The organism is Enterobacter asburiae (assembly GCF_007035645.1).
In the GTDB taxonomy this organism is placed as follows: Bacteria; Pseudomonadota; Gammaproteobacteria; order Enterobacterales; family Enterobacteriaceae; genus Enterobacter; species Enterobacter asburiae_B.
The window spans coordinates 933,854-960,658 of the sequence record NZ_AP019632.1 but is presented as its reverse complement, the minus strand read 5'-3'; the positions used below and the strand labels follow the sequence as shown (position 1 = coordinate 960,658).

The following is a 26,805-nucleotide window of genomic DNA, read 5'->3' as shown; positions in this document are numbered from 1 at the left end:
TATTCATGGGAAATTCAGCCGTTTCGCTTACTTCAAAATTCCGCCCTTAGCCCGACTCAGGGTTGCCTCAGATTCTCAGTATGTTAGGGTTATGCCCGTTAACAATTTACCATGGTAATCATATCGGCATAAACAAATAACAGGACACTCTCTATTGCATGGCAATTAAATTAGAAGTGAAAAATCTTTATAAAGTATTTGGCGAGCACCCGCAGCGCGCATTCAAATATATTGAGAAAGGCCTTACGAAAGAGCAAATTCTGGAAAAAACCGGGCTATCGCTTGGCGTTAAAGACGCCAGTCTGGCCATTGAAGAAGGCGAGATTTTTGTCATCATGGGATTATCCGGTTCGGGTAAATCCACTATGGTTCGCCTTCTCAATCGCCTGATTGAACCCACCCGCGGGCAGGTGCTGATTGACGGCGTGGATATCGCCAGAATATCAGACGCAGAGCTTCGCGAGGTGCGCAGAAAGAAGATCGCAATGGTGTTCCAGTCATTCGCGCTGATGCCGCACATGACTGTGCTGGATAATACCGCTTTCGGCATGGAATTAGCCGGCACGCCGGCTCAGGAACGTCAGGAAAAAGCCCTTGATGCGCTGCGTCAGGTCGGGCTGGAAAATTATGCGCATGCGTACCCGGATGAACTTTCCGGCGGTATGCGTCAGCGCGTGGGATTAGCCCGTGCATTAGCCATTAATCCAGACATATTATTAATGGATGAAGCCTTCTCCGCCCTCGATCCGTTAATTCGCACCGAGATGCAGGATGAGCTGGTAAAATTACAGGCTAAACATCAGCGAACGATTGTCTTTATTTCCCACGATCTGGATGAAGCCATGCGTATTGGCGACCGCATTGCCATTATGCAAAACGGTGAAGTGGTGCAGGTCGGCACGCCGGATGAAATTCTCAATAATCCGGCGAACGATTATGTCCGCACCTTCTTCCGCGGCGTGGATATTAGCCAGGTCTTTAGCGCCAAAGATATTGCCCGCCGAACGCCAAACGGCATTATCCGTAAAACGCCAGGCTTCGGCCCGCGCTCGGCGCTGAAGCTGCTGCAGGATGAAGACCGTGAATACGGCTATCTGGTTGAACGCGGCAATAAATTTGTTGGCATTGTCTCCATCGACTCCCTGAAAACGGCTCTCACTGAGAACCAGGGAATCGATACGGCGTTAATTGACGCTCCGCTTGCCGTGGACGCCGAAACGCCGCTCAGCGAGTTGCTTTCTCACGTGGGCCAGGCGCCGTGCGCCGTGCCGGTCGTGGGTGAGGAACAACAGTACGTCGGCATCATCTCAAAAAGGATGCTGCTGCAGGCTTTAGATCGCGAGGGGGCAAACAATGACCGATCAATCTAACCCGTGGGGCGCCACTGAGGCAGCGGACAGCGCTGCACAATCCACCGACGCGTGGGGTTCCACGCCCGCTCCTGCCGATGGCGGCGGCGCGGCAGACTGGCTCAACAGCGCACCCGTGCCTGCGCCAGAACACTTCAACATCATGGATCCGTTCCATAAAACGCTGATCCCGCTGGACAGCTGGGTTACGGAAGGGATCGACTGGGTGGTCACCCACTTCCGTCCGGTCTTCCAGGGGATCCGCGTCCCGGTGGATTACATCCTGAACGGCTTCCAGCAGCTGATGCTGGGCATGCCGGCGCCGGTGGCGATTATCCTGTTCTCCCTGATCGCCTGGCAGTTCGGTAGCGCGGGCATGGGGCTCGCCACGCTGATCTCTCTGATCGCTATCGGCGCGATTGGCGCGTGGTCGCAGGCGATGATCACCCTGGCGCTGGTGCTGACCGCCCTGCTCTTTTGCATTGTCATCGGCCTGCCGATGGGGATCTGGCTGGCGCGCAGCCCGCGAGCGGCGAAGATAATTCGTCCCCTGCTGGATGCGATGCAGACCACCCCGGCGTTCGTCTATCTGGTGCCTATCGTGATGCTGTTCGGCATCGGCAACGTGCCGGGGGTGGTAGTGACCATTATCTTCGCCCTGCCGCCGATTATTCGTCTGACCATTCTGGGGATTAACCAGGTACCTGCGGACCTGATCGAAGCGTCACGCTCGTTCGGCGCCAGTCCGCGCCAGATGCTGTTTAAGGTTCAGCTTCCGCTGGCTATGCCGACCATCATGGCGGGCGTTAACCAGACGCTGATGCTGGCCCTGTCGATGGTAGTCATTGCCTCGATGATCGCCGTTGGCGGACTGGGTCAGATGGTGCTGCGCGGCATTGGCCGTCTCGATATGGGGCTGGCCACCGTCGGCGGCGTCGGCATTGTGATCCTCGCCATTATCCTTGACCGCCTGACCCAGGCCGTCGGTCGTGATTCACGCAGTCGCGGCAACCGTCGCTGGTATACGACCGGTCCTGTCGGGTTACTCACCCGCCCTTTCACGAAATCAAAATAAGGAACAACGATGCGACATAACGTACTTCTTGCCACAGCGTTTGCCACCCTTGTCTCCACCAGCGCGTTTGCGGCTGACCTGCCTGGCAAAGGCATTACCGTACAGCCGGTGCAGAGCACCATTTCGGAAGAGAGCTTCCAGACCCTGATCGTCAGCCGCGCGCTGGAGAAGCTGGGCTACACGGTTAACACGCCGAGCGAAGTAGATTACAACGTGGGCTACACCTCGATTGCCTCCGGTGACGCCACCTTTACCGCCGTCAACTGGCAGCCGCTGCACGACGACATGTATGCCGCCGCCGGCGGTGACAAGAAGTTCTATCGCGAAGGGACCTTCGTGACGGGTGCGGCGCAGGGGTATCTGATTGACAAGAAAACTGCGGACCAGTACCACATCACCAATATTGAACAGCTGAAAGATCCGAAGATCGCCAAACTGTTCGACACCAACGGTGACGGCAAGGCCGACATGATGGGCTGCTCGCCGGGGTGGGGCTGTGAAGCGGTGATTAACCACCAGAACAAAGCGTTCGATCTGGCGAAAACGGTCGACGTGAGCCACGGCAACTATTCAGCGATGATGGCCGACACCATTGCCCGCTTCAAAGAGGGTAAACCGGTGATCTACTACACCTGGACGCCGTACTGGGTGAGCGACGTGCTGAAGCCGGGCAAAGACGTGGTGTGGCTGCAGGTGCCGTTCTCCTCCCTGCCGGGCGAGCAGAAAGATATCGACACCAAGCTGCCGAACGGCATGAACTACGGCTTCCCGGTGAACACCATGCATATCGTGGCTAACAAAGCCTGGGCGGAGAAAAACCCGGCGGCGGCGAAGCTGTTCTCGGTGATGAAGCTGCCGCTGGCGGACATCAATGCCCAGAACGCAATGATGCATGCGGGCAAATCGTCTGAAGCGGATGTGAAAGGCCACGTTGACGGCTGGATCAAAGCCCACCAGCAGCAGTTTGACGGCTGGGTGAAAGAGGCGCTTGAAGCGCAGAAGTAAAAACAAAACCCTACCCCTCACCCTAACCCTCTCCCAGAGGGAGAGGGCACGATGACCTCCCTCTCCCCTTGGGAGAGGGCCGGGGTGAGGGGATCAAACCGCACAATCCCCCTAAACCGCACAATACATCACCCAACAATCCCCCAACTTTCACAATCATTAGCTATTATGGTTTCCGGAAAAATAATCACTCAACTAACGATTCCTGAAACTAATGACAAAAACAACTCAAGGGCTTAGCCCCGCACTCATCCTTTTAATGTCCGTGGCAACGGGTCTGGCGGTCGCCAGCAACTATTACGCGCAGCCTCTTCTCGACACCATCGCCCGCGCGTTCAATCTCTCCGCCAGCTCCGCAGGCTTTATCGTCACCGCTGCACAGCTGGGCTATGCCGCCGGGCTGCTGTTCCTGGTGCCGCTCGGCGATATGTTTGAACGCCGAATGCTGATCGTCTCCATGACCCTGCTGGCCGCCGGTGGGATGCTGATCACCGCCAGCAGCCAGTCGCTGACGATGATGATCGTCGGTACCGCGCTAACGGGGCTGTTCTCCGTGGTGGCGCAAATCCTGGTCCCGCTCGCCGCGACCCTCGCCTCCCCGGAAAAACGCGGCAAGGTGGTGGGCACCATCATGAGCGGCCTGCTGCTGGGGATTTTGCTGGCGCGTACCGTTGCAGGGCTGCTGGCAAGCCTCGGCGGCTGGCGCACCGTATACTGGGTGGCGAGCGTGCTGATGGTCGTCATGGCGCTGGCGCTGTGGCGCGGGCTGCCAAAAGTGAAGCAGGAAAACCACCTGAACTATCCTCAGCTGCTGGCCTCCGTTTTCAGCCTGTTTACGCAGGACAAGCTTCTGCGTACCCGCGCCCTGCTGGGCTGTTTCACCTTCGCTAACTTCAGCATTCTCTGGACGTCAATGGCGTTTCTGCTGGCCGCGCCGCCGTTCAATTATTCCGAAGGGGTGATTGGCCTGTTCGGCCTGGCCGGTGCCGCAGGCGCGCTGGGGGCACGCCCCGCTGGCGGGCTGGCCGACAAGGGCAAATCCCACCTGACCACCTCCGCAGGGCTGGTTTTACTTCTGCTCTCCTGGGCGGCGATCTGGTACGGACACATCTCGGTGCTGGCGCTGATCGTCGGTATCCTGGTGCTCGATCTCACCGTTCAGGGCGTTCACATCACCAATCAGACCGTCATCTATCGCGTGAAGCCAGAGGCGCGTAACCGCCTTACGGCCGGATACATGACCAGCTACTTCATCGGCGGCGCGGCGGGTTCACTCATTTCAGCGTCGGCGTGGCAGCATGCGGGCTGGTCGGGGGTATGCGCGATCGGGGCCATCGTCGCCACTCTCAACCTGCTAGTATGGTGGCGCGGTTATCACCGTCAGGATGCAATTAACTAACATTTACATTGAGTTGGCCTCTTAGGGTGTTAAGAGGCCCTTCACTCTGTTAATGTAAACGTAATCATTTATCCCAGAAATTTTAATGTGGGTGACATATTTACAATCGGCATGAATAGTTCAGACCCCCGTCCTCACATCCTCTCTTCAGCGGGTTCACACCCAACGCTTTCTGTGCTCACCGGGTCACGGACTTACCCGGCGCTTTCTGATGGTGACATAAGTTTGGCGGATATAACCGCACAAATAATTCATTTACATTATTTGTCACTATCGTTACTATATCGGCTGTAATTAATGAGGTTATGCCCAAATGGATAGTTCGTTTACGCCCATTGAACAAATGCTTAAATTCCGCGCCAGTCGCCATGAGGACTTCCCGTATCAGGAAATCCTGCTGACTCGCCTGTGCATGCACATGCAGGGTAAGCTACTGGAAAACCGTAATAAAATGCTGAAAGCTCAAGGGATTAACGAGACGTTGTTTATGGCGTTGATTACGCTGGAGTCTCAGGAAAATCACAGCATTCAGCCTTCCGAACTGAGCTGCGCGCTGGGCTCCTCCCGTACCAATGCGACCCGAATTGCCGATGAACTCGAAAAGCGCGGCTGGATTGAGCGCCGTGAAAGCGACAACGATCGCCGCTGCCTGCATCTGCAACTGACCGATAAAGGTCACCAGTTCCTGCGCGAGGTGCTGCCACCTCAGCACAATTGCCTGCACAAACTCTGGTCTGTCCTCAGCACCGCCGAGCGCGACCAGCTTGAGCACATCACTCGCAAGCTGCTCACCCGTCTGGACCAGATGGATGAAGACGGCGCCGTTCTTGAGGCGCTGCGCTAACGCGACGACACGCTCACCATTCCAGATTCATAAGAAAACCGACAGGCCAGCACGTCACAGTGCTGGCCTTTCTGACAACAGGTCGGCTCAGCCGATGTGAAAATAAGAAGATCGTGGAGAACAACAATGAGCGCAAATGCGGAGAGCACTACCCCGCAGCAACCGGCCAACAAGAAAGGCAAACGTAAGAGCGCCCTTCTTCTGTTGACCTTGCTCTTTATCATTATTGCCGTGGCATATGGGATCTATTGGTTTTTAGTACTGCGTCATGCTGAAGAGACTGACGACGCGTACGTGGCAGGGAACCAGGTACAAATTATGGCGCAGGTGTCGGGCAGCGTGACGAAAGTCTGGGCTGACAATACCGACTTTGTGCAAAAAGGCGATGTGTTGGTGACCCTCGATCCAACCGACGCCCAGCAGGCGTTTGAAAAAGCACAGACCGCGCTGGCCTCCAGCGTCCGTCAGACCCGCCAGCTGATGATCAACAGCAAACAGCTGCAGGCCAACATCGACGTGCAGAAAACGGCGCTGGCGCAGGCGCAGAGCGACCTGAACCGCCGCGTACCGCTCGGCACGGCTAACCTGATTGGCCGTGAAGAGCTGCAGCACGCCCGCGATGCCGTTGCCAGCGCTCAGGCACAGCTGGATGTGGCCATTCAGCAGTACAACGCCAACCAGGCGATGGTGCTGGGCACCAGCCTGGAAAACCAGCCTGCCGTACAGCAGGCGGCGACCGAAGTGCGCAACGCGTGGCTTGCCCTGCAGCGTACCAAAATCGTCAGCCCGATGACCGGCTATGTCTCCCGTCGTTCCGTCCAGCCAGGGGCGCAGATTAGCCCAACCACGCCGCTGATGGCGGTCGTGCCGGCAGACAATCTGTGGGTAGACGCCAACTTTAAAGAGACGCAGCTTGCCCATATGCGTATCGGCCAGAGCGCGACGGTTGTCAGCGACATCTATGGCGATGACGTGAAGTACACCGGTAAAGTGGTCGGCCTGGACATGGGGACCGGCAGCGCCTTCTCCCTGCTGCCTGCGCAAAACGCCACCGGTAACTGGATCAAAGTGGTTCAGCGTCTGCCCGTGCGTATTGAGCTGGATGCCAAACAGCTGGCGGATCACCCGCTGCGTATCGGCCTCTCTACGCTGGTAACGGTCGACACCGCCAACCGCGACGGTCAGATCCTGGCAAGCCAGGTGCGCAGCAGCCCGGCTTATGAAAGTAACGCCCGTGAAATTAGCCTCGATCCGGTCAACAAGCTGATCGATGACATCGTGAAGGCAAACGCCGGTTAATCCGAAGGTGAGCGTTATGCAACAGCAAAAGCCGCAAAAACCGCTGGAAGGCGCGCAGCTGGTCATTATGACCATCGCGCTGTCGCTGGCGACATTCATGCAGGTGCTGGACTCCACCATCGCAAACGTAGCGATCCCGACCATCGCCGGTAACCTTGGCTCGTCGCTGAGCCAGGGGACCTGGGTCATTACCTCGTTTGGGGTGGCAAACGCCATCTCCATTCCGATTACCGGCTGGCTGGCAAAGCGCGTCGGTGAAGTGAAGCTGTTCCTCTGGTCAACGGTATTGTTCGTTCTTGCCTCCTGGGCGTGCGGCATGTCCAGCAGCCTGACGATGCTGATTTTCTTCCGCGTCATTCAGGGGATTGTCGCCGGGCCGCTGATCCCGCTGTCGCAGAGCTTACTGCTGAACAACTACCCGCCAGCCAAACGCTCGATTGCGCTGGCGCTGTGGTCAATGACCGTGATTGTCGCGCCGATTTGCGGGCCTATCTTAGGCGGCTATATCAGCGACAACTATCACTGGGGCTGGATCTTCTTCATCAACGTACCGATTGGCGCCCTCGTGGTAATGCTGACGCTCCAGTCGCTGCGCGGCAGAGAAACCCGTACGGAACAGCGGCGTATCGACGCCATTGGTCTGGCACTGCTGGTTGTCGGCATCGGTAGCCTGCAGGTCATGCTCGACCAGGGCAAAGAGCTGGACTGGTTCAACTCCAGGGAGATCATCATCCTGACGATTGTCGCGGTGGTGTCGCTGAGCTTCCTGATTGTCTGGGAGCTGACGGACGATAACCCGATAGTCGACCTGTCGCTGTTTAAGTCGCGAAACTTCACCATAGGCTGTCTGTGTATCAGCCTCGCCTACATGCTCTACTTCGGCGCGATTGTACTGCTGCCGCAGCTGTTGCAGGAGGTATACGGCTACACCGCAACCTGGGCAGGTTTAGCCTCGGCGCCGGTTGGATTGATTCCGGTTCTGCTGTCGCCGATTATTGGCCGCTTCGCCCACAAGCTCGACATGCGCCGGCTGGTGACGTTCAGCTTTATCATGTACGCCGTGTGCTTCTACTGGCGCGCGTATACGTTCGAACCGGGAATGGACTTTGGCGCGTCCGCGTGGCCGCAGTTTATTCAGGGCTTTGCCGTGGCGTGCTTCTTTATGCCACTGACCACCATCACGCTTTCCGGTTTACCGCCTGAGCGCATGGCGGCCGCATCGAGCCTGTCGAACTTTACGCGAACGCTGGCGGGCTCGATAGGTACGTCGATCACCACCACCCTGTGGACGAACCGTGAATCGATGCACCATGCCCAGCTGACCGAAGCGGTGAACCCGTTCAACCCGAACTCTCAGCAGATGTACAACCAGCTGCAGGGAATGGGTATGACGGAACAGCAGGCGTCCGGCTGGATCGCCCAGCAGATCACCAATCAGGGTCTGATTATCTCCGCCAACGAGATTTTCTGGATATCGGCGGGGATCTTTATCGTCCTGCTGGGACTGGTGTGGTTTGCTAAACCACCGTTTGGCGCCGGTAGCGGCGGCGGTGGCGCGCACTAGTCCTGTGACAGTTGCCCGGTGGCGCTTCGCTTACCGGGCCTACGAACGTAGGCCGGATAAGGCGTAGCCGCCATCCGGCAAAAAACCGCACCGTGTCCAGAACGCGACAGCGATTGACAGTTTCGATAAAGCAGCGCTCCTGAAATCAATTCACGATAGTGAAAAGACAACAGGAGCGCATCATGCTGAACACACCCGCCGACAAGTACCAACCCTATCCAACCCTTTTTCTGCCCGACCGCCGCTGGCCGGAGCAACGCATTACCCGCGCGCCGCGTTGGCTCTCCACCGACCTGCGCGACGGCAACCAGGCCCTTGCCGAGCCGATGGACAGCACCCGCAAGCTGCAGTTCTGGGACCTGCTGCTGGGCTGCGGATTCAAAGAAATTGAGGTGGCTTTCCCATCCGCCTCGCAGACCGACTTCAACTTCGTTCGCCAGCTGATTGAAGAGAACCGCATCCCGGATGACGTCACGATTCAGGTATTAACCCAGGCGCGGGAAGATCTCATCCATCGCACTTTCGAATCCCTGCGCGGTGCGAAACAGGCCACCGTCCATCTGTATAACGCCACCGCCCCGCTGTTCCGCCACCTGGTGTTCGGCATGGAAAAAGCGCAAATCGTTGAGCTGGCGACGCGATCCACGCGGCTAATTCGTCAGCTGTGTGAAGAGAACCCGGACACCCGCTGGCAGTATGAGTATTCCCCGGAGACCTTCTGCTTTACCGAGCCGGAGTTTGCGCTGGAGATTTGTGAAGCCGTGGCGGAGATCTGGCAGCCGTGCGACGAACGGCCCATGGTGATCAACTTACCGGCCACCGTCGAAGTGAGCACGCCGAACGTCTATGCCGACCAGATCGAGTATTTCTGTCGCCACTTCAGCCGCCGCCGGGATGTCTGCATCAGCGTGCATCCGCATAACGACCGCGGTACCGGCGTCGCCAGCGCCGAGCTGGCCGTGATGGCGGGGGCAGACCGCGTGGAGGGCTGTCTGTTTGGTAACGGCGAGCGCACGGGCAACGTCTGCCTGGTGACGCTGGCGATGAACCTCTACATCCAGGGCATCAGCCCGAATCTCGACTTTAGCGATATGAACCGGATCGTGGAAGTGGTGGAAGTCTGCAACCAGCTGCCGGTGCATCCGCGCCACCCGTGGGCCGGACGGCTGGCCTATACCGCTTTCTCCGGCTCGCACCAGGACGCGATCAAAAAAGGTTTTGATGCCCGCAGGCCTGGCGAGCGCTGGGAGATGCCGTATCTGCCGGTCGATCCGCAGGATATCGGCTGCACCTACGAAGCGGTGATCCGCGTGAACAGCCAGTCAGGGAAAAGCGGCAGCGCATGGCTCATCGAACAGAATCATGGTCTGAAATTACCCCGCGCCCTGCAGCAGGATTTCAGCCAGCACGTGCAGCAGGAAACCGATCGCCACGGGAAAGAGATGACGCAAAACGCGCTGTGGCAGCTGTTCCGCACCCGCTACGGCCTGGTAGCCACGCCGCAGTTTGCGCTGCAATCCTACCGCAGCGACAGCCAGCAGGACGGCCAGCTGCGTTTGACGGCAAGCATCGCTACGCAGGGGGGAACGCGTCAGCTGGAAGGTCAGGGTAACGGTCTGCTCTCCGCCGCCGCTCACGGCTTGAGCCGCTGGGTCAACGTCCCGTTCGTGATTAAGGATTATCACGAGCATACGTTAGGCGAACGCAGCGACAGCCGCTCGGTGGCCTACATCCGCTGCCTGTTCCAGGACGGCAGCAGCCGCTGGGGCGTGGGCATCGACAGCGACGTGGCGCGCGCGTCGCTTCAGGCGCTCTTAAACGCCGTCAGTCGTTCTTAAAGTAATCGCTGGGAGAGATGCCCATCACCCGGCGGAACATCGCCGTAAAGGCGCTGTGGCTGCCGTAACCCAGATCCAGCGCCACGCGCAGCACTGGCTGGCCCTGCGCCAGCCGCACTAAGGCTTCCAGCAGGCGCGCCCTTCTCAACCACTCGCCGTAGCTTAATCCCGTCTGCTGCTGAAAATGGCGGTTCAGGGTGCGCTCGCTCATGTTCATCATGCTCGCGGCCTGCGCGCTGCTCCAGCTCTCCCCCGCGTTTTGCCGGATTTGCAAACACAGGTGACGTAACACCTCGCTTTCCGGCTCCGGCAGATGAAACGGCAGCACAGGCATGGTGCGGATTTCATCGAGAATGAGTTCATAGACGCGTTCATCCCGGCTGCCGGGCGAGTACGATTCAGGTAAAGCAAGAGAGACGAGGATCAGCTCGCGCAACAGCGGCGCGATCTGCACGATCTGACAGGTGGCCGGGAGATCGGCCCGCGCCAGCGGATCGATAAACAGCGTTCGCGCCGCCACGTTGCCGGTGATGCGAAGCGAGTGGCGGGTCCCCGCCGGTAGCCAGACGCCGCGACCGGGAGGAACAACCCAACAGCCCGATTCCGTATCGACCCGAACCACGCCGCTCAGGGTGTGCAACAGCTGCGCGCAGTCGTGCTCATGCCACGGCTCGCTGTCACCATGAACGTAATCATGGGCAAACGGAACGAGGGGACGATGGGTAAAGGAGAACGTTGAGGTTGTGGTCATGGGGTTAAACCACCCTCACCCTACCCTCTCCCGGAGGGAGAGGGGAAAGGTGCACTAGATGTGCAGTTCCTGCAGTTTTTCTTTTGGCAGGGCCAGCTCTTCGTTGCTGTTCACGCGAACATCACGCTCGATGATGTGGCGCGCGATGTCCTGCGCTTCTTCCAGAGAGTGCATCTGGTAAGTACCGCACTGGTAAACGTTCAGCTCAGGGATCTGGTTCTGCTCTTTCACCTTCAGCACGTCTTCCATCGCCGCTTTCCACGCATCAGCGACGCGTTTCTCTTCCGGCTGGCCAATCAGGCTCATGTAGAAACCGGTACGGCAGCCCATCGGAGAGATGTCGATGATCTCAACGCCGTTGCCGTTCAGATGGTCACGCATGAAACCGGCGAACAGGTGTTCCAGGGTATGAATGCCTTTCTCTGGCATCACTTCTTTATTTGGCACGCAGAAACGCAGATCGAAGACGGTGATCGTGTCGCCGTGCGGGGTGTGCATGGTCTTCGCCACGCGTACTGCAGGTGCTTCCATACGGGTATGGTCGACAGTAAAGCTATCTAATAACGGCATACGTCACCTCCGATAGTGATTTTTTTTAAAATAAACTGAACTCTTCTACAGAATGCACGTCTGAGTATATGAAAGACGCGCATTTGTTATCATCATCCCTGAATTCAGAGATGTATATTTTGGCCACAGCGATGTGGCCTTTTTCTTTTCTGCTTAAGACTGCTTCGCCAGAAACGCCTCAAACGACTCGGTATCCGCCGCTTCAACCTCTTTCTGACGCACCACGGACGCATCGCGTTCCGCGACAAAATCCGCTTCGCTCAGCACTTCTAACGGCTCCTGCATCAGCATCTCGCGGTACTCCGCTGAGAGTGAACGCCCGGTGCCGCCAATGCCCTGATCGATCATAGAACGCAGAATACGCGCTGAGAACGTCAGTTCCGGATTATCAAAACATTCCATCAGCTGGTCGCAGATCTGTTGATACGCGTCGCCGCCGTCGATGCTGTCCATTGTGCGTGCAACACGCTTCAGGTCGCGGAACAGATCTTTGCCGACTTTGGTCAGCGGGAACTGTGCCGTTTCGCAGCCGATACCCAGCGTCAGGCCCGGCTTACGCCCTTCCAGAATCACGCGATTCCAGTTTGTACGGGTACAGAGCAGTTCGTCTGAACTCATTTCCGGCGCATCCGCCAGCACGCACCAGACCATAAACAGATCCAGGAAGCGAATCTGCTGCTCATCAACGCCAATCGGTGAGAACGGGTTGATATCCAGCGAACGCACTTCAATGTATTCGATCCCGCCGCGCTGCAGCGCATCCGACGGGGTTTCACCGCTGCGTGTCACGCGCTTAGGACGAATAGGCGCATACAGCTCGTTTTCAATCTGCAGCACATTGCTGTTGATTTGCAGGCGCTTGCCGTCTTTTTCGAGGCCGATTTTCTCGTACTCTTCCGACGGGGTTTTGATCGCCCGCTTCAATCCTGCCACATATTCGTGCAATTCGTTAAACGTAATACCGAGATTGCTTTGCGATTTATTGGTATAACCGAGATCGCTCAGGCGCAGAGAGGTGGCATACGGGAGATAGTACATTCCGCACTCGGTCTTCTCGAACGGCAGCGTGGTCGGTTTCCCCTGCAGGAACGAAGAACAGATCGCCGGGGAGGCACCAAACAGATACGGGATCACCCAGCCGAAACGGTAATAGTTGCGGATCAGGCGGAAGTAGCCTTCAGAGATCGCGTCTTTATCCGTTTCACCGCATTTCGCCTGCCAGAACGCCATTGGCAGCGAGAAGTTGTAATGCACGCCCGAGATCGTCTGCATCAACGCGCCGTAGCGGTTTTTCAGCCCTTCGCGATAGAGCGTTTTCAGCCGGCCGATATTTGACGTGCCGTACTGCGCCAGCTCAATCTCCTGGCCCTGCTCGATATAGCACGGCATGCTGAGGGGCCACATACGTTCGTCGCCCATGTTGCGCGCGGTGTAGCGATGGATATCGCGCATGATCGTCAGCATATGATCAATATCACCCTCTACTGGCGTGATGAACTCCAGCAGTGCCTCAGCGAAATCGGTTGTGATCCATTTATGTGTCAGCGCCGAGCCTAACGCCTTCGGGTGACCCGTCGTCGCTAAGCTACCGTCCGCGTTAACGCGCAGCGTTTCACGCTCAAGACCACGCTGAATACCCTTCAATGCCTGAGGGTGGTTTTCCAGCCAGGCCAGCGCCTGAGATACGTCCGGGATCAAATTGACCTCCCGCCTGTCAAAGTAATGTTACTCAGCATAATTGTAATGGTTGACGATTGAAGGTCGCGTATTCATTCCACCAATTAGTGCCACCACGTCATACCCTGTAGTGTTGCCCACGCCACGAGAACATAGCGCAACGCCTTGCCAAGGCACAAAAAAAAGAGCACCGGTCCCCAGGAGATGCGCATCCATCCCGCCAGCAGACACAGTAAATCGCCTATTACAGGCATCCAGCTTAATAACAGCGTGGCAGCGCCATAGCGTTTTAGCCAGCCGACTGCCTTTTCCTGCCAGCGCGATTTTTCGCGCAGCGGAAAGAAACGCCCAAGAATAACGTTAGTCAGCCCTCCAAGGCTATTACCCATTGTTGCTATTAATACAAGCAGCCAGGGCTGACTCACGCCGGACAACAGCATCGCCACCAGCACCACTTCCGAATTTCCCGGTAACAGCGTGGCGCTTAAAAAACTGCTGGCGAATAATGAGGCAAGTGACAGCGCGTCACTCACAGTAAGCGCACATCCACCGCATCCATTCCGGCATCACGCGCGGCCTGAATGCCGAAATCGGCGTCTTCAAACACGACACATTTTGCCGCCGGGACGCCCATTAATTCTGCGCAAAGCAGGAAGGTGTCCGGTGCGGGCTTGTGATGTTTAACATGATCGGCGGCGACCACGGCAGAAAAATAGTGGCGCAGGCCAAGATGGTTGAGCAAAGCTTCTGCAATCGCGCTTTCGCTCCCGGTTCCTACCGACATCGGGCGGCGCCCGTGCCACTCTTTTACCACATCAATCAGCGGCAGAGGGCGTACGGTATCTAAAAGCATGGCTTTTACCGCATCGGTTTTTTCGCGCGCGAGCAGGTGCGGGTCGAGATCGGCCTGATTCAGTTCAATCACGGCCTGCGCAATACGCCAGGTGGGGGATCCGTTGAGGGCAATCATCGCCTGAAGATCGAAACGCATGCCGTAGCGGCCCAGGACGTCAGTCCAGGCTTGACGATGCGTGGGTTCGGTATCCAGGAGAGTGCCGTCCATATCGAAGATCAAACCGTCATACTGTGCGTACATCGTGCTCTCGCTAAACGATTAACAAAGCATTACTTTATCGTAAATGGTGATTTTTGTCGCTGACTGAGAAGCCATAACTACGAGAGTGATTAAGAAATAAACATCGAAGGGAATAACAGAAGAGATGGTGCATCCGGGAGGATTACTCGGCTGCGCCTCGCCCTGCGGGCCGTTGCTGAAGCAACGTTATCCTCCCTGGTGCTTGCGATTAACTCGCAGACCTTGAAACAACAGCGTGGCTATTATCTCGGAGAATATGGTGCATCCGGGAGGATTCGAACCTCCGACCGCTCGGTTCGTAGCCGAGTACTCTATCCAGCTGAGCTACGGATGCATCAGGGAAATGCTTTTAGAAACAGTAAATGGTGCATCCGGGAGGATTACTCGGCTGCGCCTCGCCCTACGGGCCGTTGCTGAAGCAACGTTATCCTCCCTGGTGCTCGCGATTAACTCGCAGACCTTGAAACAACAGCGTGGCTATTATCTCGGAGAATATGGTGCATCCGGGAGGATTCGAACCTCCGACCGCTCGGTTCGTAGCCGAGTACTCTATCCAGCTGAGCTACGGATGCATCAGGGTACTGCTTTCAGAAATAGTAAATGGTGCATCCGGGAGGATTCGAACCTCCGACCGCTCGGTTCGTAGCCGAGTACTCTATCCAGCTGAGCTACGGATGCATCGGGATTTACTACTGTACTGCTCGATATTCATATCACTTCTAAAGCAATATGAAGTAATAGATGGTGCATCCGGGAGGATTCGAACCTCCGACCGCTCGGTTCGTAGCCGAGTACTCTATCCAGCTGAGCTACGGATGCAAAATGGCGGTGAGGCGGGGATTCGAACCCCGGATGCAGCTTTTGACCGCATACTCCCTTAGCAGGGGAGCGCCTTCAGCCTCTCGGCCACCTCACCACACAACGCCTCTTTCGAGTGCTTCGAGTTACTCGTTAAGAGCTTCTCGTCGCTGCGTGGCGCATATATTACTTTCTGGGACTTATAAGTCAAACAATTTTCCAAAAGCTTTTATCGTTTGCACAAATCACACGCAATTCGCATGTAAAAGCCGCAAAGAGGGTGTTTTATAAGCGGATTTTGCAGGCATCTTCACAGAAAACCTTTGCAGAAATAGCGGCGTAAGGGCGAGTTTAGGGTAACGGAGTGGTTAAAAAGAGAGCGTTTGAAATTAAACGGTAACGTTGAGCAGGAAAAATGACAGGAGGGTTGCGTCTCGCCCGACAGCGAGACGCGACAATATCAGTAACTGGACTGCTGGGATTTTTCAGCCTGGATACGCTGGTAGATCTCTTCACGGTGGACAGATACTTCTTTAGGAGCGTTAACACCAATACGTACCTGGTTACCCTTTACCCCTAAAACTGTCACGGTGACCTCATCCCCAATCATGAGGGTCTCACCAACTCGACGAGTCAGAATCAGCATTCTTTGCTCCTTGAAAGATTAAAAGAGTCGGGTCTCTTGTATCCCGGCATTATCCATCATATAACGCCAAAAAGTAAGCGATGACAAACACGTAAAGTGTAAGCAGTCACGGCATCACATTCTGTTAAACGTAAGTTTAGCCGATATACACAAACTCAACCTGACTTTATCGTTATCGATAGCACAGTGAACAAGACGCCATAACGTTACCGCTATGGCGTCTGCTTGTGCTTTGTAGTTATTACAGTTTCGCGCTTACCCAGCTTTCAACGCTGGCCAAAGCTTGCGGAAGTGCCGCTGCATCCGTACCACCGGCTTGCGCCATGTCCGGACGACCGCCACCCTTGCCGCCCACCTGCTGAGCGACCATACCAATCAGTTCCCCTGCTTTTACGCGGTCGGTCACATCCTTAGAGACGCCCGCAATCAGAGAAACCTTACCTTCTGCCACTGTCGCCAGCACGATAACGGTAGAACCAAGCTGGTTCTTGAGATCGTCGACCATAGTACGCAGCATCTTAGGCTCAACGCCCGCCAGATCGCTGACCAGCAGTTTGACGCCCTTAATGTCTACAGCCTTGCTGGAGAGGTTTGCACTCTCCTGCGCCGCAGCCTGCTCTTTCAGCTGCTGCAGCTCTTTTTCCAGCTGACGCGTGCGATCCAGCGCAACGCGCACTTTTTCGCCCAGGTTCTGGCTATCGCCTTTCAGCAGCTGCGCGATGTCGTGCAGCTGATCGCTCTGCGCATGCAGGCTGGCAATCGCACCTTCACCGGTCACCGCTTCAATACGACGCACGCCCGCCGCCGTACCCGACTCGGAAACAATGCGGAACAGGCCGATGTCACCGGTGCGCGATGCGTGCGTACCGCCGCACAGCTCGGTAGAGAAGTCGCCCATGCTCAGCACGCGAACGCGGTCGTCATATTTCTCACCAAACAGCGCCATCGCACCTTTTTTCTTGGCGTCCTCGAGCTCCATGATGTGGGTCTCGATTGGCAGGTTACGACGGATCTGCGCGTTCACCAGATCTTCCACCGCGCGGATCTCAGACGGTTTCATCGCTTCAAAATGCGAGAAGTCGAAACGCAGCACTTTGTCGTTAACCAGAGAACCTTTCTGTGCAACGTGGGTACCGAGTACGTCGCGCAGGGCAGCGTGCATCAGGTGGGTTGCAGAGTGGTTCAGACGAATGCGCGCGCGGCGAGCTTCATCCACGTTAGCCTGTACGCCCTCGCCCACTTTCAGAGAACCGGAAACCAGTTTGCCCTGGTGACCAATCGCCTGACCGTATTTCTGGGTGTCGCTGACGCTAAAGCTAAAGCCGTTGCCTTTCAGTTCGCCCTTATCGCCAACCTGACCGCCGGACTCCGCGTAGAATGGCGTTTTGTCCAGAATGACAACCGCATCCTGGCCCGCGCTGATGCTGTCCACGGCTTTACCGTCAACAAACAGGGCTGTCACTTTGCCGGTCAGTTCCAGCGCGTCATAACCTTTGAATTCAGACGCGCTATCAACGCGAATCATCGCGTTGTAGTCCGCACCGAAACCGCTGGACTCACGCGCACGACGACGCTGCTCTTCCATCGCGGCTTCGAAGCCCGCTTCGTCAACTTTGATGTTGCGCTCGCGGCAAACGTCCGCCGTCAGGTCAACCGGGAAGCCGTAGGTGTCGTACAGGCGGAAAGCGGTTTCGCCATCCAGCGTGTCGCCCTTAAGTTTCGCCAGCTCTTCGTCCAGCAGCGCCAGGCCGCGCTCAAGTGTACGCGCAAACTGCTCTTCTTCGGTTTTCAGAACCTGCTCTACCTGCGCCTGCTGGCGTTTCAGCTCATCACCGGCAGCACCCATCACGCCAATCAGTGGCCCAACGAGTTTATAGAAGAAGGTGTCCTTCGCGCCCAGCATGTTGCCGTGACGGATGGCACGACGAATGATACGACGCAGCACGTAGCCACGGTTTTCATTCGACGGGATAACGCCGTCGGCAATCAGGAACGCACAGGAACGAATGTGGTCCGCGATAACGCGCAACGATTTGTTGTTCAGATCGGTCGCGCCGGTAACGTTCGCAACGGCTTTGATCAGGGTGCTGAACAGATCAATTTCGTAGTTGGAGTTAACATGCTGCAGAACCGCGGCAATACGCTCCAGACCCATACCGGTATCGACGGAAGGCTTCGGCAGCGGCTCCATCGTACCGTCGGCCTGACGGTTGAACTGCATGAACACGATGTTCCAGATCTCAATGTAGCGATCGCCGTCTTCTTCCGGGCTGCCCGGAGGCCCGCCCCAGATGTGGTCGCCGTGATCGTAGAAGATCTCGGTGCACGGACCGCAAGGGCCGGTATCACCCATCTGCCAGAAGTTGTCAGACGCGTATGGCGCGCCTTTGTTATCACCGATGCGAATAATACGCTCGCGCGGGATCCCGACTTCTTTTTCCCAGATTTCGTAGGCTTCGTCATCGGTTTCATAGACGGTAACCCACAGACGCTCTTTCGGCAGGTTGAACCAGTTTTCACCGGTCAGCAGTTCCCACGCATATTGAATAGCATCGTGTTTGAAGTAGTCGCCGAAGCTGAAGTTACCCAGCATTTCGAAGAACGTATGGTGACGCGCGGTGTAACCGACGTTTTCCAGGTCGTTGTGTTTACCGCCCGCACGCACGCAACGCTGTGAGGTTGTGGCGCGGGAATAATTACGCTTGTCGAGACCAAGGAACACATCCTTGAACTGGTTCATCCCGGCGTTGGTAAACAGCAGAGTCGGATCGTTGTTCGGTACCAGGGAGCTGCTGGCAACAACCTGGTGTCCCTTACTATGGAAAAAATCGAGAAACGCCTGACGGATCTCAGCGGTGCTCTTGCTCATAATTATCCTGAAATCAAGCTAACGAAATGTCGTAGCCAGCCTGTATCGGTAAACCGTTGGACAGACCAGCTACTGGAAAAAGTGGGAATAAGATAAGTTTTCTTTAGTGGGAAGTAAAATCCCGCATGCGTTCAATCGGCAAAATTACGCCAGATATCCTGAATATCTTCCATCAGAAAGCCGCGGTAGAGCAAAAAGCGCTGGATTTTAACTTTTTCTGAAAACTCACGCGGCAGCGGTTCGCCGTATTTACGAATCGCCTGTTCTCTGGCCAGCTCGCACCAGTCAGTATCGCATTCGCGCATCGCTTTTTCGATGGACTCCCTGGCCACCCCTTTCTGGTTCAGTTCCTGCCGGATGCGCGCGGGCCCATATCCTTTACGGCCGCGGCTGGCGAGAAACCGTGAGGCAAAACGCTCGTCATCAAGATAACGATGCTCATAGCACCAGGCAATCACGCGGTCATAATCTTCCGCGGTGGCATCAATCTCTTCCGGCCCGTTTTTACTCATCACCGGAGCCGACAGTTTGCGCCGCAGCTCCTGTTCACTGTGGTCACGAACGGCCAGGATGCGCACCGCGCGGTCCAGTAAGCGTGCATACGCGGGTCGACGTGTTGTCGGTTCACTCATAAAAAACCTGCTGATTCAGAAATGCAAAAAGGGCCGCATCAGCAGCCCTTCATTTTTAAACGAAACAATTAAAAGTCTTCGTTAGTTTCTTCAGCATCCGCGGCATCGACCACGAAATCAGGTTTGGAGTCCTGGTTGTTCAGCAGAAGCTCACGCACCTTCTTCTCAATCTCTTTCGCCGCAGCCGGGTTCTCTTTCAGCCAGGAGATCGCGTTCGCTTTACCCTGACCAATCTTGTCACCGTTGTAGCTGTACCAGGCGCCCGCTTTTTCAATCAGCTTCTCTTTCACGCCCAGGTCAACCAGCTCGCCGAGGAAGTTGATCCCTTCGCCGTAGAGGATCTGGAACTCAGCCTGTTTGAACGGCGCAGCAATTTTGTTCTTCACAACCTTCACGCGGGTTTCGCTACCGACTACGTTTTCGCCCTCTTTCACCGCGCCGATACGACGGATATCCAGACGGACAGAGGCGTAGAATTTCAGTGCGTTACCACCGGTAGTGGTTTCCGGGTTACCGAACATCACACCAATTTTCATACGAATCTGGTTGATGAAGATCAGCAGCGTGTTGGACTGCTTCAGGTTACCCGCCAGCTTACGCATCGCCTGGCTCATCATACGTGCCGCGAGGCCCATATGAGAGTCACCGATTTCACCTTCGATTTCGGCTTTTGGCGTCAGTGCGGCAACGGAGTCGACCACGATAACGTCAACGGCACCAGAACGCGCCAGCGCGTCACAAATTTCCAGCGCCTGCTCACCGGTGTCCGGCTGAGAACACAGCAGGTTGTCGATATCCACGCCCAGCTTGCGGGCATAAACAGGGTCCAGCGCGTGCTCGGCATCGATAAACGCACAGGTTTTACCTTCGCGCTGTGCCGCGGCAATCACCTGCAGCGTCAGGGTGGTTTTACCGGAGGACTCTGGCCCGTAGATTTCTACGATACGGCCCATAGGCAGACCGCCAGCGCCCAGCGCGATATCCAGAGAAAGCGAACCGGTGGAGATGGTTTCCACATCCATGGAACGGTCTTCACCCAGGCGCATGATGGAGCCTTTACCGAATTGCTTTTCGATCTGGCCCAGTGCTGCCGCCAACGCTTTCTGTTTGTTTTCGTCGATAGCCATTATTACTCCTGTCATGCCGGGAGAAGCGACTGTGCTTCACCGTGGATTTCTGTTCTGTTGGTGCAATTATACTGTATGGTCATACAGTATCAAGTGTTTTGTAGAAATTGTTGCCAGAGCGTTTTTAACGCATAAACGGTTGCCTGACGACGCACGCTTTCGCGATCGCCGCTGAAGCATTCCCGGCGGGTGATCCCTTCCCCTTTGGAGGTGGCGAACCCAAACCAGACGGTGCCGACAGGCTTCACGTCGCTGCCGCCGTCCGGGCCCGCAATGCCGCTAATGGAAATCGCGTAGTCTGCCCGCGCCTCTTTGAGCGCGCCAATGGCCATCTCGATCACCACCGGTTCGCTGACCGCGCCATGCTGTTCAAGCGTGGATTCACGCACGCCAATCATCTGAGCTTTAGCTTCGTTACTGTAGGTCACAAAACCGCGTTCAAACCAGGCGGAACTGCCGGCAATATCGGTAATCGCTTTCGCCACCCAGCCGCCGGTGCAGGATTCGGCGGTGGTGATTGTCGCGCCACGCTGCTTCAGCGCAAGGCCAACGATCTCGCTAAGCTGCATCAATTCATGGTCAGTCATTCTCGCTCCAGGCATCAGAAAAACGTGCTGCACAAGATAGCACTTTCTCATCAGATGTGGGGATGGACTTCAGGTTTTACGAGGGGGCTTCAGAAAAAAGCCGGTACGGACGCACCGGCGGTGGAAAGGTTATTTCATGCTGTCAGCGAGAGTGTTCACATTGTGGCGAAACGCCTTAACGTAGGTGTCTGCCACCCCACCTTTTGCCGACAGCGCTTCGGGGTAAAGCTCACCCCCGGGCTGTGCGCCCGTCGCCGACGCAATCTGTTTCACCAGACGCGGATCGAGCTGATTCTCCATGAACCAGGTTTTCACGCCGTCGGCTTTAATCTGATTGATAATCTCGGCGACCTGCGCCGCGCTGGCTTCGCTCTCAGACGACAGCCCCTGCGGCGCCATAAACGTCACGCCGTAAGCGCGGCTGAAATAGCCGAACGCGTCATGGCTGGTCAGCACTTTACGCTTCGCCGGCGGGATCTGGCTAAAGCGCGTTTTGGCCCAGTTATCCAGCTGGCTGAGCTGCGCGACATACGTTTTGCCAGAGGCTTCCAGCGCGGCTTTGTCCTCAGGATCGGCTTTCACCAGCCCGTTCAGAATATTTTGCGCATAGAGCGCCCCGTTCGCCGCGCTGTTCCACGCGTGCGGATCGGTCACAGTCTTTCCATCTTCCTCAAGCGTGTGGGTTTTGACCCCAGTTGAGGCGACAACCAGTTGCCCTTTGAACCCGGAGGCTTTCACCAGACGATCAAGCCAGCCTTCCAGCCCCAGGCCGTTCACCACCACCACATCAGCCTTGCTCAGGGCCGCGCTGTCTTTCGGCGACGGTTCGAAGGTATGCGGATCGCCGTCCGGCCCGACCAGCGTCGTCACGTTCACATGGTCGCCGCCCACCTCCTGCGTGATATCCCCCAGTATCGAAAAGCTGGTCACCACATTCAGCGTTTTCGCCATCACGCCGTGCGACATCATCCCCAGCGCGAGCGCCACTATAAATCCTGTACGTTTCATCGTTTCCCCTTGCGTTAAAAATACGCCCGCAGGCTGCCAGCGAGCCTGCTTCGCGTACCCAGTAAAATGGAAATAAAGAACAGCGCGCTGGCGGTGAGCACGATGGACGGCCCGGCCGGCAGACTCATCGCCCAGGAGAGGCTCAGCCCCAGCCATGCGCAGAAGATACCGCTGATACCCGCCATCAGGAGTAAGGCAGGTAACGTGCGCACCCAGCAGCGGGCTGCCACGGCCGGAAGCATCATCAGCCCGACGGCCATCAGCGTGCCGAGCACCTGAAAACCGGCCACCAGGTTAAGCACCAGCAGCGCCAGAAACAGTCCGTGCAGCAGGCCAGGCAGCCAGCGGGCGTTCACCTGCAGCCAGGCGGTATCAAACGCTTCTGTCACCAGCCCGCGATAAAAGAGCGCCAGCGTGATAAGGGTGAACATGCAAACGCCCGTGACGAACAGCGCGGCGTCGTTGTCCACGGCGAGGATGGAACCAAACAGCAGATGCAGCAGATCGACATTCGACCCGCGAAGCGACACCAGCGTGACCCCCAGCGCCAGCGAGCCGAGATAAAACCCGGCAAAGCTGGCATCTTCTTTCAGCGGCGTGCGTCGACTGACCAGACCGGCCAGCAGCGCCACGGTAATTCCCGCGATAAAACCGCCAATACTCATCGCCAGCAGCGACATACCGCTGAGCAAATACCCCACGGCGACACCCGGCAAAATGGCGTGAGAAAGGGCGTCGCCCATCAGGCTCATCCGACGCAGCTGAAGAAACACGCCGAGCGCGGTGGTGCTGACCGAGAGCGCCAGGCAAACCACCAGCGCGCGACGCATAAAGCCGTACTCAATGAACGGCTGAAAAAAGAGATGCCAGATCATGCCACCCTCACCCGCTCGGTTTTCCACTGGGGAACGTCAGCATCCAGCCGCAGCGTCTGCGGGAAATGGCGCGACACGCGCTCGCTGTCGTGCAGTACCGCGAGCAGCGTTTGCCCCTTCATATACATCTCCAGCATCAGATCCATCAGCACGTTGCAGGTGGCTTCATCGACTCCGGTAAAGGGTTCATCCAGCATCACCAGCGGCGCCTGCTGCACCAGGACGCGGGCAAACAGCATGCGCTGAAACTGACCGCCGGAGAGTTCATCGATGGTGGATAACGCCATGGACTCAAGCCCGACGCGCTCAAGCGCGCTGGCAATGCGCAGCCGCGTTTCGCGACGAAACCCGGAAAAAAGCGACATGCCCGGCCAGCAGCCCATGCTTACCACGTCCTGTACGGTCAGCGGAAACTGCGCCTCCAGCGCGTGACGCTGTGCCAGCCAGCCGATTACCGGCCGCTTACCCTGCCAGCGGAAGCCGCCGCTGACGGGAGGAATAAATCCCGCCAGCGTTTTCAGCAGCGTGGATTTCCCGCAGCCGTTAGCGCCGATAATGGCGGTCATGCTGCCGCGCTCAATCGTGCCCGAGAGGGGCCGCGTAACGGGCTGGCGTTCATATCCCGCGACCAGTTCATTCATCACAATCATGGCAATGCCACCGCCCAGCGCACGGCCAGCCCGATAAAGGCAACAAGCACCAGCGCCAGCAAAAGCCGAGCCAGAGCAGACAGAGAAAAAAGGGACGTTGACATTCTGACACCACATTAAATGTTATAACATAACAATAATGAAAGGCGGTGAAGATGTAAATGGCGGGTTTGAAAAGGGAGTGTGGCGAAATGTTTCTGCAGGAAATAGGTGCGCGCGGGTGCCCTCACCCCAGCCCTCTCCCACAGGGAGAGGGGGAATAAGATGACTTACTGACTAAACGGAGACGCTGCCGGCACGCGGGCCTGCGATACCGCCAGCCCCAGCTGCCATACGGCCATCGCATAGTGAGTGCTGTGGTTATAACGGGTGATGGTGTAGAAGTTCGGCATGCCGTACCAGTACTGATAGCCCGTCCCGACATCCAGACGCAACAGACTTACCTGATCGACATTGCCCAACGGCTGGGTCGGTGTTAAGCCCGCCGCCGTCAGCTGCGCAACGCTGTATTTGGTTTTGAAGCCGTTTTCCAGCCCCGGTGCCTGACCGTTCGCCTGCACCGCCACCTGGCCGCCCGGCGTCCAGCCGTGCGCTTTGAAGTAGTTCGCCACGCTGCCGATGGCATCTACCGGATCCCACAGGTTGATATGACCATCCCCGTTAAAGTCGACGGCATATTGCTTATAGGAGGACGGCATAAACTGGCCGTAGCCCATCGCGCCGGCAAACGACCCTTTCAGATCGAGCGGATCGTCCTGCTCGCTGCGCGCCATCAGCAGGAAGGTTTCCAGCTCGGAAGAGAAATACTCCGCGCGGCGCGGATAGTTAAAGGAGAGCGTCGCCAGCGCATCCAGGATGCGGGTTTTCCCCAACACGCGGCCCCAGCGGGTTTCCACGCCGATAATCCCGACGATGATTTCCGGCGGTACGCCGTAGACCTGCCACGCGCGGTTGAGCGCATCTTCATACTGATTCCAGAACACCACGCCGTTTTGCACGTTGTCCGGGGTAATAAACTGTTTGCGGTAGCGCAGCCACGCGCCGTTCGGCCCGCTCGGCACCTGGGCGGTTGGAGCCTGCCTGTCCATCAGGCGCAGCACGTAGTCCAGTCGCCTGGCCTGAGACAAAATTTCGTGCAGCTGCTGTCTGTCAAAGCCGTGCTTGCTCACCATTTTATCGATGAACTGCTCGGCCGCCGGGTTATTCGCGAAGTCGCCGCCCATCTGCATCATATTGTGCTGCGGCTCCAGCAGGAATCCTCCGGAAGGCGCGCCCGCCGTTTGCTGAACAGCTTCGGTCTTAGGTTTGCTACTACAGGCAGACAGCAGAATAAGCGCAGGCAACAGCGCTGCATAACGACGCTTGAACATGAGACATCCATTTAACGGGTTCGATAAGAACCCAGTATGGTAAAGCATCCGCAACACCTCAAGGAAGCGGTACGCGCCTCCCCCACGCAATTCCGCCCTTTTTTCCACCGAAAATCATTGACCCCATCAATAAACTTTCAAAATAATCCATTTTTCTTTCATTGTGAGATCTAACTAACACTTTAAAACCTTTCAAAGTGATTATTATTAGCCCCGCAACACAAAAACAAAAAAGCCTCACAGGAGAGAAGAATGATAGAAACCATCACCCACGGCGCCGAGTGGTTCATCGGGCTGTTTCAGAAAGGCGGAGAAGTGTTCACCGGCATGGTGACCGGGATCCTGCCCCTGCTGATCAGCCTGCTGGTGATCATGAACGCGCTGATTAACTTTATCGGCCAGCAGCGTATTGAACGCTTCGCCCAGCGCTGTGCCGGTAATCCGCTGTCCCGCTACCTGGTACTGCCGTTCATCGGCACCTTCGTGTTCTGCAACCCGATGACCTTAAGCCTCGGCCGCTTCATGCCGGAAAAGTACAAGCCGAGCTACTACGCCGCCGCCTCCTACAGCTGCCATTCCATGAACGGCCTGTTCCCGCACATTAACCCCGGCGAGCTGTTCGTCTATCTCGGGATCGCCAGCGGTCTCACCACCCTTGGCCTGCCGCTCGGCCCGCTGGCGGTGAGCTACCTGCTGGTTGGCCTGGTCACCAACTTCTTCCGCGGCTGGGTGACCGACCTCACCACCGCCATTTTTGAGAAAAAAATGGGCATCCAGCTTGAACAGAAAGTCCATCTTTCAGGAGCCACAGCATGAACCGGATCCGCATTGAGAAAGGCACGGGCGGCTGGGGCGGCCCGCTGGAGTTCGACGCCACCGAAGGCAAAAAGATCGTCTACATCACCGCAGGCACGCGCCCGGCGATCGTCGACAGGCTGCGCGAGCTGACCGGCTGGGAAGCGGTCGACGGCTTCAAGGAGGGCGAGCCGCCGGAAGCGGAAATCGGCGTGGCGGTGATCGACTGCGGCGGCACGCTGCGCTGCGGTATCTATCCGAAGCGCCGCATTCCGACAGTGAATATTCACTCCACCGGAAAATCCGGCCCGCTGGCGCAGTACATCCTTGAGGACATTTATGTCTCAGGCGTGAAGGAGGACAACATCACTCTGGTGAATGGCACTGCCGCGCCGCAAAAAGCGGCCCCGCGCGAGTACGACACCAGCAAGAAAATCACCGAGCAGAGCGACGGCCTGCTGGCGAAGGTCGGGATGGGCATGGGGTCCGCCGTAGCGGTGCTGTTCCAGTCAGGGCGCGACACCATCGACACGGTGCTGAAAACCATCCTGCCGTTTATGGCATTCGTTTCGGCGCTGATCGGCATCATCATGGCGTCCGGCCTGGGCGACTGGATTGCCCACGGCCTCGCCCCGCTCGCCAGCCACCCGCTCGGGCTGGTGACGCTGGCGCTGATCTGCTCCTTCCCGCTGCTGTCGCCGTTCCTCGGCCCGGGCGCGGTGATTGCCCAGGTCATCGGCGTGCTGATTGGCGTGCAGATTGGTCTGGGGAACATTCCCCCGCACCTCGCCCTGCCCGCCCTGTTCGCCATTAACGCCCAGGCGGCGTGCGATTTCATCCCCGTAGGGCTGTCGCTGGCGGAAGCACGCCAGGACACCGTGCGCGTGGGCGTGCCGTCCGTGCTGGTGAGCCGCTTCCTGACGGGCGCGCCGACGGTGCTGATTGCCTGGTTTGTCTCCGGCTTTATTTATCAATAAGAGG

Annotated in this window: 24 protein-coding genes and 5 tRNA genes; 10 read left to right on the top strand and 19 right to left on the bottom strand. The window is 57.0% G+C overall.

The features are described 5' to 3' along the window. Window positions 1–158 precede the first annotated feature (158 nt). The 8 genes from proV (at window position 159) to leuA (ending at window position 10,373) form a co-directional block, all read left to right on the top strand. Window positions 159–1,370: a glycine betaine/L-proline ABC transporter ATP-binding protein ProV gene (proV, locus tag FOY96_RS04560; RefSeq protein WP_039263415.1), complete on the top strand. Its 1,212-nt coding sequence runs from the start codon at window positions 159–161 to the stop codon at window positions 1,368–1,370. Then, the gene (proW, locus tag FOY96_RS04555; protein ID WP_094935687.1) at window positions 1,354–2,424 is read left to right on the top strand and encodes a glycine betaine/L-proline ABC transporter permease ProW; all 1,071 of its coding nucleotides are present in this window, start codon (window positions 1,354–1,356) and stop codon (window positions 2,422–2,424) included. The genes proV and proW overlap by 17 nt, the downstream gene beginning before the upstream one ends. A gap of 9 nt (window positions 2,425–2,433) precedes the next feature. Beyond that, the gene (proX, locus tag FOY96_RS04550; protein WP_094935686.1) at window positions 2,434–3,429 is read left to right on the top strand and encodes a glycine betaine/L-proline ABC transporter substrate-binding protein ProX; all 996 of its coding nucleotides are present in this window, start codon (window positions 2,434–2,436) and stop codon (window positions 3,427–3,429) included. Window positions 3,430–3,643: 214 nt separating this feature from the next. Beyond that, window positions 3,644–4,828: an MFS transporter gene (locus FOY96_RS04545; RefSeq protein ID WP_045889178.1), complete on the top strand. Its 1,185-nt coding sequence runs from the start codon at window positions 3,644–3,646 to the stop codon at window positions 4,826–4,828. 313 nt (window positions 4,829–5,141) lie between these two features. Further along, on the top strand, window positions 5,142–5,672 hold the full coding sequence (gene mprA, locus FOY96_RS04540; protein WP_023333174.1) for a transcriptional repressor MprA: 531 nt from the start codon (window positions 5,142–5,144) through the stop codon (window positions 5,670–5,672). Between the two features lie 126 nt (window positions 5,673–5,798). Next, window positions 5,799–6,971: a multidrug efflux MFS transporter periplasmic adaptor subunit EmrA gene (gene emrA / locus FOY96_RS04535; protein WP_023308934.1), complete on the top strand. Its 1,173-nt coding sequence runs from the start codon at window positions 5,799–5,801 to the stop codon at window positions 6,969–6,971. Between the two features lie 16 nt (window positions 6,972–6,987). Further along, window positions 6,988–8,535, top strand: a complete 1,548-nt coding sequence (emrB, locus tag FOY96_RS04530; protein ID WP_032660391.1) for a multidrug efflux MFS transporter permease subunit EmrB — start codon at window positions 6,988–6,990, stop codon at window positions 8,533–8,535. Between the two features lie 182 nt (window positions 8,536–8,717). After that, window positions 8,718–10,373: a 2-isopropylmalate synthase gene (leuA, locus tag FOY96_RS04525; protein ID WP_143346565.1), complete on the top strand. Its 1,656-nt coding sequence runs from the start codon at window positions 8,718–8,720 to the stop codon at window positions 10,371–10,373. Here leuA and FOY96_RS04520 read toward each other — a convergent pair. The 19 genes from FOY96_RS04520 to mltB form a co-directional block, all read right to left on the bottom strand. Beyond that, window positions 10,360–11,124 (bottom strand): AraC family transcriptional regulator, encoded by a 765-nt coding sequence (locus tag FOY96_RS04520; protein ID WP_143346564.1) that lies wholly within the window; start codon window positions 11,122–11,124, stop codon window positions 10,360–10,362. The genes leuA and FOY96_RS04520 overlap by 14 nt on opposite strands. 54 nt (window positions 11,125–11,178) lie before the next feature. After that, entirely contained in the window at window positions 11,179–11,694 is a 516-nt protein-coding gene (luxS, locus tag FOY96_RS04515; protein ID WP_014884972.1) for an S-ribosylhomocysteine lyase, read from the bottom strand. 153 nt (window positions 11,695–11,847) lie between these two features. Next, a complete protein-coding gene (gene gshA / locus FOY96_RS04510; protein WP_039263405.1) occupies window positions 11,848–13,392 on the bottom strand; it encodes a glutamate--cysteine ligase in 1,545 nt (514 codons plus the stop codon). 83 nt (window positions 13,393–13,475) lie between these two features. Beyond that, window positions 13,476–13,904: a YqaA family protein gene (locus FOY96_RS04505; protein ID WP_008499541.1), complete on the bottom strand. Its 429-nt coding sequence runs from the start codon at window positions 13,902–13,904 to the stop codon at window positions 13,476–13,478. Then, the gene (gene yqaB / locus FOY96_RS04500) at window positions 13,901–14,467 is read right to left on the bottom strand and encodes a fructose-1-phosphate/6-phosphogluconate phosphatase (protein ID WP_032648006.1); all 567 of its coding nucleotides are present in this window, start codon (window positions 14,465–14,467) and stop codon (window positions 13,901–13,903) included. The genes FOY96_RS04505 and yqaB overlap by 4 nt, the downstream gene beginning before the upstream one ends. Before the next feature lie 257 nt (window positions 14,468–14,724). After that, window positions 14,725–14,801: transfer RNA gene (locus FOY96_RS04495), tRNA-Arg, on the bottom strand. A gap of 161 nt (window positions 14,802–14,962) precedes the next feature. After that, window positions 14,963–15,039, bottom strand: a tRNA-Arg gene (locus FOY96_RS04490). A gap of 29 nt (window positions 15,040–15,068) precedes the next feature. Next, window positions 15,069–15,145: transfer RNA gene (locus FOY96_RS04485), tRNA-Arg, on the bottom strand. A gap of 64 nt (window positions 15,146–15,209) precedes the next feature. Beyond that, window positions 15,210–15,286, bottom strand: a tRNA-Arg gene (locus FOY96_RS04480). A 4-nt stretch (window positions 15,287–15,290) separates the two neighbouring features. Continuing rightward, a tRNA-Ser gene (locus FOY96_RS04475) sits at window positions 15,291–15,383 on the bottom strand. Window positions 15,384–15,725: 342 nt separating this feature from the next. Further along, on the bottom strand, window positions 15,726–15,911 hold the full coding sequence (csrA, locus tag FOY96_RS04470; protein ID WP_000906486.1) for a carbon storage regulator CsrA: 186 nt from the start codon (window positions 15,909–15,911) through the stop codon (window positions 15,726–15,728). Window positions 15,912–16,152: 241 nt separating this feature from the next. Further along, on the bottom strand, window positions 16,153–18,780 hold the full coding sequence (alaS, locus tag FOY96_RS04465) for an alanine--tRNA ligase (RefSeq protein WP_045888112.1): 2,628 nt from the start codon (window positions 18,778–18,780) through the stop codon (window positions 16,153–16,155). Window positions 18,781–18,911: 131 nt separating this feature from the next. Beyond that, window positions 18,912–19,412, bottom strand: coding sequence for a recombination regulator RecX (recX, locus tag FOY96_RS04460; protein ID WP_033146366.1), 501 nt, complete (start codon window positions 19,410–19,412; stop codon window positions 18,912–18,914). A 68-nt stretch (window positions 19,413–19,480) separates the two neighbouring features. After that, window positions 19,481–20,539, bottom strand: a complete 1,059-nt coding sequence (gene recA, locus FOY96_RS04455) for a recombinase RecA (RefSeq protein WP_023308943.1) — start codon at window positions 20,537–20,539, stop codon at window positions 19,481–19,483. Between the two features lie 89 nt (window positions 20,540–20,628). After that, complete coding sequence (pncC, locus tag FOY96_RS04450) at window positions 20,629–21,126, bottom strand: nicotinamide-nucleotide amidase (protein ID WP_023308944.1); 498 nt, start codon at window positions 21,124–21,126, stop codon at window positions 20,629–20,631. A 129-nt stretch (window positions 21,127–21,255) separates the two neighbouring features. After that, window positions 21,256–22,134, bottom strand: coding sequence for a metal ABC transporter substrate-binding protein (locus tag FOY96_RS04445; protein WP_143346563.1), 879 nt, complete (start codon window positions 22,132–22,134; stop codon window positions 21,256–21,258). Window positions 22,135–22,148: 14 nt separating this feature from the next. Beyond that, window positions 22,149–23,009 carry a metal ABC transporter permease gene (locus FOY96_RS04440; RefSeq protein ID WP_039263400.1) on the bottom strand — a complete coding sequence of 287 codons (861 nt, stop codon included), beginning with the start codon at window positions 23,007–23,009 and terminating at the stop codon, window positions 22,149–22,151. Then, a complete protein-coding gene (locus FOY96_RS04435) occupies window positions 23,006–23,659 on the bottom strand; it encodes a metal ABC transporter ATP-binding protein (RefSeq protein WP_069303223.1) in 654 nt (217 codons plus the stop codon). Before FOY96_RS04435 ends, FOY96_RS04440 begins: the two co-directional genes overlap by 4 nt. 269 nt (window positions 23,660–23,928) lie before the next feature. Continuing rightward, window positions 23,929–25,029, bottom strand: a complete 1,101-nt coding sequence (gene mltB, locus FOY96_RS04430) for a lytic murein transglycosylase B (protein ID WP_172620503.1) — start codon at window positions 25,027–25,029, stop codon at window positions 23,929–23,931. Between the two features lie 252 nt (window positions 25,030–25,281). Between mltB and srlA the strand changes: the two genes are divergently transcribed. Beyond that, complete coding sequence (srlA, locus tag FOY96_RS04425; RefSeq protein WP_023333189.1) at window positions 25,282–25,845, top strand: PTS glucitol/sorbitol transporter subunit IIC; 564 nt, start codon at window positions 25,282–25,284, stop codon at window positions 25,843–25,845. Next, window positions 25,842–26,801 carry a PTS glucitol/sorbitol transporter subunit IIB gene (srlE, locus tag FOY96_RS04420; protein ID WP_023308950.1) on the top strand — a complete coding sequence of 320 codons (960 nt, stop codon included), beginning with the start codon at window positions 25,842–25,844 and terminating at the stop codon, window positions 26,799–26,801. The genes srlA and srlE overlap by 4 nt, the downstream gene beginning before the upstream one ends. Window positions 26,802–26,805: the final 4 nt, after the last annotated feature.

Coding starts and splice junctions, on each gene's coding strand:
- proV (WP_039263415.1), top strand. CDS start 159: ATGGCAATTAAATTAGAAGTGAAAAATCTTTATAAAGTATTTGGCGAG.
- proW (WP_094935687.1), top strand. CDS start 1,354: ATGACCGATCAATCTAACCCGTGGGGCGCCACTGAGGCAGCGGACAGC.
- proX (WP_094935686.1), top strand. CDS start 2,434: ATGCGACATAACGTACTTCTTGCCACAGCGTTTGCCACCCTTGTCTCC.
- FOY96_RS04545 (WP_045889178.1), top strand. CDS start 3,644: ATGACAAAAACAACTCAAGGGCTTAGCCCCGCACTCATCCTTTTAATG.
- mprA (WP_023333174.1), top strand. CDS start 5,142: ATGGATAGTTCGTTTACGCCCATTGAACAAATGCTTAAATTCCGCGCC.
- emrA (WP_023308934.1), top strand. CDS start 5,799: ATGAGCGCAAATGCGGAGAGCACTACCCCGCAGCAACCGGCCAACAAG.
- emrB (WP_032660391.1), top strand. CDS start 6,988: ATGCAACAGCAAAAGCCGCAAAAACCGCTGGAAGGCGCGCAGCTGGTC.
- leuA (WP_143346565.1), top strand. CDS start 8,718: ATGCTGAACACACCCGCCGACAAGTACCAACCCTATCCAACCCTTTTT.
- FOY96_RS04520 (WP_143346564.1), bottom strand. CDS start 11,124: ATGACCACAACCTCAACGTTCTCCTTTACCCATCGTCCCCTCGTTCCG.
- luxS (WP_014884972.1), bottom strand. CDS start 11,694: ATGCCGTTATTAGATAGCTTTACTGTCGACCATACCCGTATGGAAGCA.
- yqaB (WP_032648006.1), bottom strand. CDS start 14,467: ATGTACGCACAGTATGACGGTTTGATCTTCGATATGGACGGCACTCTC.
- csrA (WP_000906486.1), bottom strand. CDS start 15,911: ATGCTGATTCTGACTCGTCGAGTTGGTGAGACCCTCATGATTGGGGAT.
- alaS (WP_045888112.1), bottom strand. CDS start 18,780: ATGAGCAAGAGCACCGCTGAGATCCGTCAGGCGTTTCTCGATTTTTTC.
- recX (WP_033146366.1), bottom strand. CDS start 19,412: ATGAGTGAACCGACAACACGTCGACCCGCGTATGCACGCTTACTGGAC.
- recA (WP_023308943.1), bottom strand. CDS start 20,539: ATGGCTATCGACGAAAACAAACAGAAAGCGTTGGCGGCAGCACTGGGC.
- pncC (WP_023308944.1), bottom strand. CDS start 21,126: ATGACTGACCATGAATTGATGCAGCTTAGCGAGATCGTTGGCCTTGCG.
- FOY96_RS04445 (WP_143346563.1), bottom strand. CDS start 22,134: ATGAAACGTACAGGATTTATAGTGGCGCTCGCGCTGGGGATGATGTCG.
- FOY96_RS04440 (WP_039263400.1), bottom strand. CDS start 23,009: ATGATCTGGCATCTCTTTTTTCAGCCGTTCATTGAGTACGGCTTTATG.
- FOY96_RS04435 (WP_069303223.1), bottom strand. CDS start 23,659: ATGATTGTGATGAATGAACTGGTCGCGGGATATGAACGCCAGCCCGTT.
- mltB (WP_172620503.1), bottom strand. CDS start 25,029: ATGTTCAAGCGTCGTTATGCAGCGCTGTTGCCTGCGCTTATTCTGCTG.
- srlA (WP_023333189.1), top strand. CDS start 25,282: ATGATAGAAACCATCACCCACGGCGCCGAGTGGTTCATCGGGCTGTTT.
- srlE (WP_023308950.1), top strand. CDS start 25,842: ATGAACCGGATCCGCATTGAGAAAGGCACGGGCGGCTGGGGCGGCCCG.